The sequence below is a fragment of the Protofrankia sp. CiP1_Cm_nod3 genome (assembly GCF_982290655.1).
Map to the genome: position 1 here is coordinate 27269 of NZ_CEVIVD010000015.1, position 9565 is coordinate 36833.

Annotated in this window: 7 protein-coding genes; all 7 read right to left on the bottom strand. The window is 71.7% G+C overall.

Annotation, left to right across the window (positions count from 1 at the left end):
* Positions 1 to 9: 9 nt before the first annotated feature.
* Positions 10 to 1830 carry a hypothetical protein gene (locus AC5LUJ_RS05380; protein WP_250283221.1) on the bottom strand — a complete coding sequence of 607 codons (1821 nt, stop codon included), beginning with the start codon at positions 1828 to 1830 and terminating at the stop codon, positions 10 to 12.
* Positions 1830 to 2507 carry a hypothetical protein gene (locus tag AC5LUJ_RS05385; RefSeq protein ID WP_250283219.1) on the bottom strand — a complete coding sequence of 226 codons (678 nt, stop codon included), beginning with the start codon at positions 2505 to 2507 and terminating at the stop codon, positions 1830 to 1832. Before AC5LUJ_RS05385 ends, AC5LUJ_RS05380 begins: the two co-directional genes overlap by 1 nt.
* A complete protein-coding gene (locus tag AC5LUJ_RS05390) occupies positions 2504 to 4216 on the bottom strand; it encodes a GMC family oxidoreductase (protein WP_250283217.1) in 1713 nt (570 codons plus the stop codon). The genes AC5LUJ_RS05385 and AC5LUJ_RS05390 overlap by 4 nt, the downstream gene beginning before the upstream one ends.
* A gap of 158 nt (positions 4217 to 4374) precedes the next feature.
* A complete protein-coding gene (locus AC5LUJ_RS05395) occupies positions 4375 to 5388 on the bottom strand; it encodes a 1-aminocyclopropane-1-carboxylate deaminase/D-cysteine desulfhydrase (protein WP_250283214.1) in 1014 nt (337 codons plus the stop codon).
* A complete protein-coding gene (gene lnt / locus AC5LUJ_RS05400; RefSeq protein ID WP_250283212.1) occupies positions 5385 to 7067 on the bottom strand; it encodes an apolipoprotein N-acyltransferase in 1683 nt (560 codons plus the stop codon). Before lnt ends, AC5LUJ_RS05395 begins: the two co-directional genes overlap by 4 nt.
* A gap of 69 nt (positions 7068 to 7136) precedes the next feature.
* Positions 7137 to 7580, bottom strand: a complete 444-nt coding sequence (locus tag AC5LUJ_RS05405) for an SRPBCC family protein (RefSeq protein WP_250283209.1) — start codon at positions 7578 to 7580, stop codon at positions 7137 to 7139.
* 281 nt (positions 7581 to 7861) lie between these two features.
* A partial coding sequence (locus tag AC5LUJ_RS05410) for a hypothetical protein (RefSeq protein WP_493464562.1) occupies positions 7862 to 9565 on the bottom strand: 1704 nt, incomplete at its 5' end.

Consider the following 9565-nt stretch of genomic DNA (forward strand, 5'->3'; position numbering starts at 1 on the left):
CATTTTTCGTTACGAACTGGCCGGTTCGGCGTCGTCGCCGCGAGCATGCTGATACGGGACGGCCGGCAGGCCGCCATGGGCGATGCTGACCGGGGGCTCGATGAGGAATGGATCCACCCGCCGGTCCACCGGGGTGAACCAGGGCTCACCCGGCGCCGCGTGCGGTGTGAAACGCCAGCGTTTCGGCACCCGCCGGATCCCGACCGGATAGATGGTCAGCGACCCGTCCGGGCCGATGTGCAGCCGCAGGAGGTTCTTGTAGTCGGCGATCCCCTGCGCGGCGAAGAGCTCGTTGGTGTTCAGGCCCGCGAACCGGTCGGCGAGCCAGAGATAACCGGCGAGCAGCTCGACGGCGGCGAGCCCGCCGAGCACGGTGACCAGCGGCAGTACGCCGGCCAGCAGCCAGGTGCCCGGCAACGGGCCGGCCACCGCCACCACGGCCGCCAGCAGGCCGGCCGCCAGCAGGAGCTGGGCCACCGCGTGCGCGGCTCCGGCCGCCAGCCCCCGGGCCGTCCGGCCGCTCTTGGTCAGGGCCACCCCGGCGCCCAGGACGCCGAGGCTCAGCGCCAGCCCTGGCACGTTGTCGACCAGGCCGGCGAACAGTGCGCCGGTGCTGGCGTCGCGAAGCCCGTCCGCGATGGCGTCGAGGCGCCCGGCGGCCCTTGGCGTGCCCGCGCCGGCGGTGGCACCGATCACCAGCGCCAGCAGCAGGTGGATACCGCCGAGCAGGCCCACCAGCCCGGGTGCGAACGCCGGCAGGCGGACGATGCCGGCGGCCAGCCGGCGGGAGGTGCGCGCGTCCGGGAAGCTCGTCTCGAGCTGGTAGTGCGCCGGCGGGTCGGTCTTGCTTGGCGCCCGGGACGCCGGCGGCGGCAGCACCAGATGTTCCGGCAGGTGGTGGGTGGCGGACAGGTAGGCTCCGCCGCCACCGGCGGTGAACTTCTGCGTGTCCCCGTCGGCCTGGCGGTAGCGCGCGTAGTGGTGCAGGTCGCCGGAGAGGGAGACCCGTACCCGCGCGCCGGCCTTGCGGATCACGGTGCGTTCGAAGTAGTCGAGGACGGCGAACGCCTCGGCGTTGCCCTCACCCGTGCTGACCCAGCTCGGTTTCGCCGAGCACAGGATCACCGCGTCGCCGGGTTGCATCTGCTCGGCGACGTCGAGGAAGTACCGGCGCTGCGGGTCGTCGATGTAGGAGTCGAACTGGATGTCGATACCGAGCAGCCACCACCGGTGCGGCAGTTTCACCGCGAAGTAGCTGCGGGTCTGCTCGGTACGCCAGCCGCCGATGGTGGAGCGCTGGCAGAACACCCGCATGAAGGCGGTGAGCCCGTCGTACCAGTCGTGGTTGCCGGGGAGGACGAACAGTTTCGGCGGCGCCGGCTGCCCGTCGGGCCCGGGCGGCGCGGTGGGCAGCGCCGCCCGGTAGGGGCCGATCAGTTTGTTCTCGTAGCCGGTGATGCTCGGCGTCGGATAGCACTGGTCGCCGCCCATCACCAGCAGCTGCCCCCGCGGGGCCGGCGAACCGTCCAGTTCCAGGCCTGGCGCGGCGAGCAGCGAGGCCATCGTGTAGGTCGAGTCGAAGCCGTCGCCGAGGTCGCTGACGTAGTCGAACCACAGCTCGTCCTGGCCCGACAGGTCGGTCGGGGGGGCGGCCGGCAGCGCGGCCATCGCCTCCCGCTTGTCGGCGTAGGAGCCGAGTAACTCGCTGATACCGACGCGGACGGCGGTGTCGAGCAGCAGGGCCGGCGACAGCCAGCGGGACATCGACGCCCGTGCGAAGCCGAGCGCCCGCTCGCTGTCGTCGACAGGGCGGGACGGGGTGCCGGACATCAGCTCCAGCCCCCTTCGCCATCCCGCGGATCGTCTCCGTCCCGCGCGTCCTCCTCGTCGTCCTCGCGTCCGAGGGAACGGCCGTAGACCTCCCAGAGATCGCCGAGGAACAGCCGGCCGAACTTCACCAGGCCCGCCGTGCCACCGGCCGGGCCGGACGTCCGGAACGTCGTGAGCTGCCAGAGGAAGTCGGGGATGTGGATGGTGACGATGCCGGCGCCGACGATCCGGGCGGTGGACTCGCCGGCGGCGTCCACATGGCCGGCGAAGACGCGGGTGTAGAGCGTCGAGGTGTCCCGCCACAGGTCGAATCCGGGATCGTCGTGGACGTCCTTGAACCCGCTGAGGGTCAGCGGGTGCCCGGCCGCGTCGCTGAACGGCAGCCGGTAGAGCATCCGCCGGTGCCCGGGGGTGTCGCCGACGAAGAGGTTGAAGACGCCGCCGTCCACCGGGCGTCTGCCGCCCAGCGCGTCGCAGCGGACGTATCCGCTGGCGGTGGCCCCCCGCAGCCGGTCGGCGGCGAAGGCGTCCACGTTCTCGGTGTGGATGGTCAGGCGGAAGGACAGCGAGGTCCCGTCCTGCCTGCCCTGGTTGTATCCACGTTGGGGATCGGTTTCGTCGAGGGTGAGGAAGCCCTTCATCTTCTCGGTGAACCGCAGGCTCGTGGGAGTGGTCATGGCTGTGTCTCCAAGACGGGGCCGGCATCCACGGCGTGTTCGGCGAGCCGGTCGGCGAAGGCGGCGATGGTCAGCGACGGGTTCGCCCCGACCGGCCCGGGCAGGGCGGCGCCGTCGGCGACGTACAGACCGGGGTGGTTGAACACCTCGCCCCATTCGTCGATGACGCCGGTGGTGATGTCGGTACCCATGGAGGCGCCGCCGAGAGGATGCACGGTGATGACCCGGGACAGCAGCGTCAGCGGATTCCGGTGGTATTTTCCACCCATTTCCTCGGCCAGGTCCTCCATGATTCTGTCCAGCCGTTCGAAATACGGCTGGCTGTCCGCCGGATAGTTCTCGATCTGCAGGTAGTCGTCGCTCACCGACATTTTTCCGGTGGGAATGTCGCGCCCCATGCCCAGCAGGGGCATCGCGCCCGCGGACGCCTGCCCCGGGCCGAGCAGCCGGCCGACCAGCGCGCCGATCTGGTGGGACGGGCCGCCGGTGAGACGGGAACGGATCAGCTCGTAGACGGTGCTGACGATCCGGGACGCCTCGTTGTCCAGGCCGGCCGCCTCGATGAGCCATTCGGCGAAACCGGGGTAGCCGGCGTCCTGGATGTAGCAGCCGCGGTCGGCGCCGGAGCCGCCCTGGCCATCAGCGTGACCGCCGTGGCTGTCGAGGGGGTCGGGGACGCGCACGGCGGTCGTGATGACCGGGGCGTGCGCGCCGCCCAGGGCCGGGCCGGGCACCCCGCCGACGAAGCCGAGCAGGTCGCCGTTACCGCTGAAGCGCCGCCCCAGCAGTTGGGAGATGCCGGGTAACGCGGCGCGGTTGCGGAGCAGCAGATAGGTGGTGCCGAACGTGCCGGCGGCGAGGACGAGACGATCACAGGTGATCGTCCGCTGGGGGAGTGTCGAGGTGGCGACGGCATCACCGGGTGCGTGCACCACGTACCCGACGGTGTACCCACCGCCGTCCCGTGGGGTGATCGAACGGGCCTCGTGGTGGACGCGCAGGTCCGCGCCGTGGTGCACCGCGGCGGAGAGATAGGTGTGGTCCAGGGTGTTCTTGCTGCCGTAGTTGCAGCCGAGGTCGCACTCGCCGCACAGCACGCAGGTGATCCGCGGCCGGCCGTGGATGTTGCCGTAGGCCGGCTCACCGATGGGCGCCCCCGGTACCGGCGGGTTGCCGTCGACACCGAACGTGACCGCCAGCGGCGGCTGCTCGGCGGTGTACCCGAGCCGTCTGCCGGCCTGTTCCAGCAGCTCGGTCCGGCGGGCGTGCTGATAGCGCGGCTGCCCCTTGGGGAAGCGCTGCACCCCTATCGTCTTTTCGACGGCCGCGTAGTGCGGTTCCAGGTCGGCCCGGCTGACCGGCCAGCTCTCGTAGCCCTCGCAGGCGGGCGCGTCGCGGACGAACCACTTCTCGTCCTTGCGGAGCAGGACGTTGGCGTAGATGAGCGAGCCGCCGCCCAGCCCGCTGGAGACAACCGCCTCGAAGTCGGCGAAGGACCAGACATCGAACAGACCGTGCCGGCCCTGGCTCGGGTCCCAGAAGTTCGTCGCGATGTCGGTCGGCGAACGGGCGAACGACCCCGGTGGATACGCCTTCCCACGCTCGAACAGAACAACGCTGTAGCCCGCCTCGACGAAACGGCAGGCGGTCACCGCGCCACCGAATCCCGAACCGACAACCACGACGTCCGCGTGTTCGCTCCCGCTCACCTGTCCCCCCAGGCCCGCCCGCGGATCGCCGACTGGGAACACTTCACTCGCGGGCGTGACGAGTGAACCACGCCCAGCCGCCACCAAAACAGAGTGGGCCGCTGTCCACAGCCCGACATGGCTGTGTCCGCGCCGCGCCCGCCGGCCCGGATCTCCTGTTACGGCCCGCCGCGCGCTCCCGTCGGGTGATCGGCCGGGCCGGTGATGACGGCCAGGACGGTGCTGCCGGGGGTTATCGTGCCGCGGCGGGCCAGCTCGAGCAGACCGTACATCATCTTCGCGACGTATACCGGTTCCAGGGCGATGCCGTGGCGTCCGGCGAAGTCGTCGATGAACCGCTGGAGATCCGGCGGGCGGCGCGCGAAACCGCCGAAGTGGAAGTCGCACTCGATCCGCCAGTTGTCGGTGGCGTGGCCGAAGGTGGCACGTTGGAGGTCACCGACGACGTCCTGGAGGAACCGGCCGCCTTTGAGCGCGGAGAATCCGATGGCCCGCTGGCCGGGGCGCAGGCTCGCCGCGATACCGGCCAGGGTGCCGCCCGAGCCGCAGCCGCAGGTGACGATGTCGACATCCGGCTCGACCTCGTCCAGAATTTCGGCACAGCCGCGGACGCCGGCCGGGTTGCTGCCGCCCTCCGGCAGCGGGAAGAAGTCGCCGAAGCGCGCCCGCAGGCCGGCGAGCACGTCCGGTTCGTCTTTCCGGCGGTACGTCGACCTGTCCAGGTAGGCCAGCCGCATGCCGTGGGCGACGGCGGCCGACAGCGACCAGTTCAGCGGCAGATGTTCCTCGCCGCGGATGACGCCGATGGTGGTGAAACCGAAAAGCGCGCCGGCGGCGGCCGTCGCCCGGACATGATTGGAGAACGCCCCGCCGAAGGTCAGGATCGTCGATTTCCCGGACGCCGCCGCGTCCACCAGATTGTATTTCAGCTTGCGCCACTTGTTGCCCGGTAGCACGGGGCTGACGAGGTCGTCGCGTTTGAGCAGCACCCGGACCCCGTGCCGGGCGAACCGCTCGTCATCCAGCTCCTCGGCCGGCGAGGGCAGCCGTACCACCCCCGGATACAGGGCTGTTGGTGACAGGGCCTCAGCGCGCGGGGCTTCGGGGCGCGGAATTCGCGAGTGCCCGGCCCCCGGGCCGGGAGCCTCCGGACTCGGAGGCCGCGTGTTCATGCCGGCGCTCCCCGCGAACGTCGTGGTCGCCGGGTGGCGTGCAGGGCGGTGGTGATGCCGGCGGTGGACAGGGCGATGAGTGAAACGGCCGGGACCCAGTTGCCGAAGCGGTCGTAGAGGGTCTGCCTGGTCGCGAGCGCTATGTCGGTGCGGTAGGGGCCGCGTTCACGGGTGCCGAGACGGACGAGTTCGCGGCCGGACGCGTCGAACACGGCGGAGACGCCGGTGAGCGTGGCGTGCACGACCGGGCGTCCCGACTCGACGGCGCGCAGCGCGGCGAGGCTCGCGTGCTGCGCGGGCGCCCAGCTGTCCTGGAAGGTCGATGTCGCCGACTGCACGACGATCACTTCCGCGCCCATCCGGGCGAGCCGGCGTCCCAGGTCGGGAAAGGCCGACTCGAAGCAGATCAACGTCCCGAAGCGCACGCCCGCCGTCCGCATGATGGTGAGCTGATGGCCCGTCCGGCGGTTCTCCGCAGCTGCTTCGGTCACTGATGACAGCCAGCCGAACACCGGGCGCAGCGGGATGTACTCGCCGAACGGCACCAGGCGCGTCTTGTCGTAGCGGCCGCGCGGCCCGTCCGGGCCGATGAGGACCGCTGTCTTGTAGATCCCGCCGCCAGGCGCCCCCGGCCGCTCTCGTGGGCCTGGCGAACCAGGTGGACGTGCCCGCTCCAGGCTGCCGTCATCGTCGCGGGCCGGCCCTTCGGCGGAGCCCGGTGGGGCTGGTGAGCCATGTGCGCCCAACACATCGCCCGGTGCGCCGAGGGTTCCGGCCCGGCGGGCGTCGGTGTTGACCAGGATGTCGGCGCCGACGGCGCGGGCCGCCGCCTCGATCCGGGCCAGGTGGGCGGGATCGTCGGCGAGGTCGAAACCGACGCTGCTCTCACCCCAGACGACCAGGTCGGCACCGCTGCCCGCGAGACGCCGGGTGGCGGCTTCGCTCGCGGTGAACCGGGCTTCCGGAGCGTGGACGACACCCGGCTGGGCGCCGCCGAGACGCAGCGTCCCGGCCGCCGGGGGGACGGGCCTCAGCATTGCCGCGCCGCTGACGGCGAGGATGACGATCCCGGCTGCCGCCAGACAGGCGGTGATCCGTCTGCCGGCCGCCGCGCCCGGGATTCCCGCCGCGGCCAGGGCCAGCCCGACGGCAGCCAGCACGAAGCTGAGCAGCCACACGCCGCCGAGCGAGGCGAGCGCCAGCACCGGCCGGCTGTTCCACTGGCTCGCGCCGAGCAGCGCCCACGGCCCGCCGAGCCCCTGCCATGATCGGAGGAACTCGCCGGCCACCCACGCCGACGGCACGACCAGCAGCGCCCACGCGAGCCCGCGGGCTGAAGGGGGCTGGCGCAGGGCCGCCCACACCGTCACACCCCACAGCGTCCAGGTCGCGCCCAGTATCGCGGTGAGTACGAGCAGGAACGGGCCGGTGTTCGGAGCCAGCCAGTAGCAGGCCGCCAGGAAGAACCCGGTGCCGCCCCACCAGGCCCGTACGGCCGCCTCCCGCCTGGTCGGGGCGGCGCGGACGACCAGCATGAGCGGCACGAGCCCGACGAAACCGAGCACCCACACCCCCGGCGCCGGGAAGGCGAACGCCGGGACCGCCCCGGCCAGCCCGGCGAGCCCGTGGGCCGGCAGCCGGCGCACGGCCGTCCCGCCCGAGCGCTTCTCGCTGTCCATGTCGCGATGCTGCGGCCACTTCGAGTACCCGCGCAAAGCAGCGTGACATGTGGGCTGGTTGTGCGGGTATCAGCTCAGGCGGGGGGTGATCTTGTCGAGGACGCCGTTGTACAGCCTGCGGATGCCGATCGGCGCGAAGGTCCGTTCGAAGAACCCGCCGATGCCGCTCGCGCCGGCCCAGCTCGTCTCCACCGACACCCGGGTCGTGCCCGAGCCGGCCGGCTGCACCGTCCACACGGTCCGCAGGGTGGAGTTCTGGTCGGCTTCGACCAGGGTCCGGTCGGGCTCGGGCGCGGAGACGACCGCGTCGACGGTGCGGACGCGGCTGCGGGTCGCGCGCAGCTGGTAGCGGATCCGGGTGCCGGCGCCGGTGCCGCCCTCCAGCACCTCGTAGTCCGTGATCGTCTCTGGCCAGGTCTCGGCCCGGACGCCCTTGTAGTCGCCGAGCGCTTCGATGACGGCGGTGGGCTCGGCGGTCACAACCCGCGTCACGGTCACCTTGATCTCTGCCATCCGGTCTCCATTCATGGTCGTAAACAGCGCGGGCAGCCGGCCTCGGCCCCGCCCTGGCTCGGGCTGGCTGCGACGGACGCCCGGTCGTGCGAGCAGCGCCGAGACGGCCACCCGCAGCCACCAACATCCATCGGACACGGCCTACCCGCGTCCCGCCCGGCGCATTCGACGTTGTGGCACCGTGACGTTAAGACATTGCGACGTTATGGCATCGCGGTGCCACAGGACGTGCCACAGGACACTGTGCTGTCAGGACATCGCGGTGCCAGGATATCGCGGTGTCAGGGTGTGCCGAGCGGCCACAGATCGACGCCGTCGACGTGGCGGCCGGGGCCGCCGGCCAGTCCGGTCAGTAGTTTCACCAGCTCGTCGTGGTGGTCGCTCGGGCCGAGAATGATCGCGTCCAGGTCGAAGCGGTCGAAGGTGGCCCGCAGCCCGGGCCGCCGCAGCGCGTCGTCAGCGGTGATGGTGCCTGCCGCGACATCGATGAGGGCCGAGTTGAGCGGGTCCGGCTCCGGGTGGAAGCTGGAACGTCCATTACGGTCAGGAACCGTACAGTAGCAGCCGGGTATGGCGAACCGGAAGCCCGCCTGAGCCTGCCAGAGCATCGCCACGTTCTGCTGCGGGTACGGGTAGGGCACGACGAGCGCGGTCGACCCTTCCGGCAGGGCGTTGCTCACCCGCGGGCCGGTGAAGAACGCGGGAGTGGCCGGCGAGAAGGCGAGCAGGGACGCCGGCACCAGCGGGACCAGGGCGGCGACGGACACACCGACGGTGATAGCACGGATACGAGGTGGCCGTGCCTGGTCCAGCCATATAGCGATCATGATGCCGGCCGCGAGCGCGACGTAGAGCGACAGCCGGGACGGCAGCGCGTTGTGCAGCACCGGCCCCAGCTCCAGCACGCGCCACGGCAGCGGGATACCGGTGTTGTGCCCGCCGACGTGCAGGTGCGGGCCGAGCGAGAGGACCGCGGCGGCGGCCGCCAGCGGCACGCACAGGGCGACCAGCCGGTTGCGCCGCAGCCGCACCGCGATGAACAGCAGCAGAGCCAGCAGGGGCAGGCCGAGATAGCCGCTGACCTCCACCGCGTTGCCGGTGAACGTCAGGCTCTCCCGGACGGCGAAGTCCGGCCCGAAGGCCTGCAGGGGCGTGGGCGTGACGAACGTGAGCAGGTCGGAGACGGCGACGTCCGGCGGCTGGATCGAGCCGTGCACCCGTTGCGGGCCGAAGAACTGGGTGGCCAGCGGCCAGGCCAGCGCCGCCGTGGCGACACCGGCGCAGATGGCGAGCCCGCGGATGGCCGCCCCCGCGCGGGCGCGGACCTGGTCGCGGTGCCGCAGGCACAGGATGGCGATGGCGATGGCGGTGACCACTGCCGAGGTCGCCAGCACCTCCTCGCTGATCAGCGCCTGGGCGGCCACGGCCACCCCGAGCAGGACACCGGTCCGCCGGGTGTTGCGCTGCCGGACGAGCAGGTCGTCCATGAGCAGCAGCAGGATCGGCGGGAAGGGCACGAACGACAGGTGCAGGTGCCCGTAGGAAGCACCGATCATGTACGGGCCGAAGCCGTACAGCAGCCCGGCGACGGCGGCGGGCAGCGCGGCCGTCCAGCGGCGCACCGCCAGGAACATCGCCCAGCCCGACAGCGCCGGCGCCAGCGTCGTGAGCACCTGGAAGGCCACCAGCGGGCCGGCCAGCATCGTGACCGGCGCGGCCAGCACGCCGAGCAGCGGCACACCGGTGCTCCACATGATGTTGACGCCGTCCGGCACGTTCAGGAACTGCGTGACGAACGGGTTCAGCCCGTGCGTGAGCGCGTACGGCGTCCACCCCAGGTACCAGGAGAACAGCACGGCGTCACCGCCGCCATAGACGGTCCCGCCCAGATCGGTCCAGCCGTCGCGGAAGAGCAGGACGGACAGCCCGCAGAACGCGACGAGGACGGCCAGCGCGGCCGGCCACCGCCGGGCCCGCCGCGGGCG

Bases quoted from the DNA above. Each gene is read 5' to 3' on its own strand.
- AC5LUJ_RS05395 (WP_250283214.1), bottom strand. From the start codon at position 5,388: ATGAACACGCGGCCTCCGAGTCCGGAGGCTCCCGGCCCGGGGGCCGGG.
- lnt (WP_250283212.1), bottom strand. From the start codon at position 7,067: ATGGACAGCGAGAAGCGCTCGGGCGGGACGGCCGTGCGCCGGCTGCCG.
- AC5LUJ_RS05385 (WP_250283219.1), bottom strand. From the start codon at position 2,507: ATGACCACTCCCACGAGCCTGCGGTTCACCGAGAAGATGAAGGGCTTC.
- AC5LUJ_RS05380 (WP_250283221.1), bottom strand. From the start codon at position 1,830: ATGTCCGGCACCCCGTCCCGCCCTGTCGACGACAGCGAGCGGGCGCTC.
- AC5LUJ_RS05405 (WP_250283209.1), bottom strand. From the start codon at position 7,580: ATGGCAGAGATCAAGGTGACCGTGACGCGGGTTGTGACCGCCGAGCCC.